The sequence below is a fragment of the Halarchaeum nitratireducens genome, assembly GCF_014647155.1.
Taxonomy (GTDB): Archaea; Halobacteriota; Halobacteria; order Halobacteriales; family Halobacteriaceae; genus Halarchaeum; species Halarchaeum nitratireducens.
In genome coordinates, this window is record NZ_BMOQ01000023.1 from 1 (window position 1) to 1,175 (window position 1,175).

A 1,175-nucleotide genomic window follows, 5' to 3' on the forward strand; every position below is an offset into this window, starting at 1 on the left:
ACTCTGGAACGTCGGACGGTGGGTCTGCGACCGCGTGTGGTCAGAGATCGGCCATATTCCCGGCCACACCGAACTCACCTCGTACCTCAAGTCGCACGAACGCTACGATGACCTGCATTCTCAGTCAAGTCAGCGAGTCCTCCAAGAACTCGCTGAAGCGTTCAACGGCTGGTACGGCAACCGACGCAACGGAGACATGAGAGCAAACCCGCCAAAATACCGCAAACAAAACGACGACCACCCACGTTCGACGGTCACGTTCAAAGCCGCTGGCTTCAAACTCGACACCACGTACGAAAGAGTTCGACTCAGCAAAGGCTCGAACCTCAAGGAGTATTGGTCGGATTTCATCCTCTGCGAGTATCAGACCCGCCCCGACGTTGACCTCTCCACCGTGGAAAGCGTCCAACAAGTACGGGCGGTCTGGACTGGTGACGAGTGGGAACTACAATTCGTCTGTAAAGTCGAAATCGAAGTGCGTGAAGCCCCCGGTGAGAAAACCGTCGGTGTTGACCTCGGTATCACCAACTTCGCCGCGCTCGCCTACGAAGACGGCCACAGCGAACTGTACCCGTTGAACTGCCTGAAGCAGGACGACTACTACTTCAGCAAGCGTATCGCTCGCTGTGAGGACTCGGACTCCGAGCGAGCCACGTGCTTGAATCAGAAGAAGTCGGCTCGCCGGACCCACTACTTCCACACACTCTCCAAGCACATCGTCGAACGGTGTGTTGACGAAGAAGTTGGAACGATTGTAGTTGGCGACCTCTCGGGCATCCGTGAGGACGAGGAGAACGGTGAGTCGAAGAACTGGGGCAAGCAGGGTAACCTGGACTTGCACTCGTGGGCGTTCGACCGCTTCACCTCGATGCTTGCGTACAAAGCCGAGATGAAGGGAATCACGGTCGAGCAGATGTCCGAGCGTGATACGTCCAAGTCGTGTTCATGCTGTGGTCGCAAACGAAAGGCGAACCGTGTTGAGCGCGGACTGTACGTCTGCGATGCGTGTGGTATGGTGGCGAACGCGGATGTAAACGGTGCTGAGAACATTCGGCAGAACGTATCTCCGACTCTGGCCTGTGATGGGGGAGATAGGAGTAACGGCTGGTTGGCACAGCCTTCGGTGTACCTGTTCGATTCAGAGAGCGGCTGCTTCGCACCGCGAGAACAGGTCA

General features: G+C 56.8%; 1 protein-coding gene. It reads left to right on the forward strand.

From position 1 onward, the window contains the following. Positions 1–1,175 (forward strand): RNA-guided endonuclease InsQ/TnpB family protein (locus IEX91_RS16170; protein ID WP_188880241.1); only part of this gene is annotated, 1,175 nt, incomplete at both ends.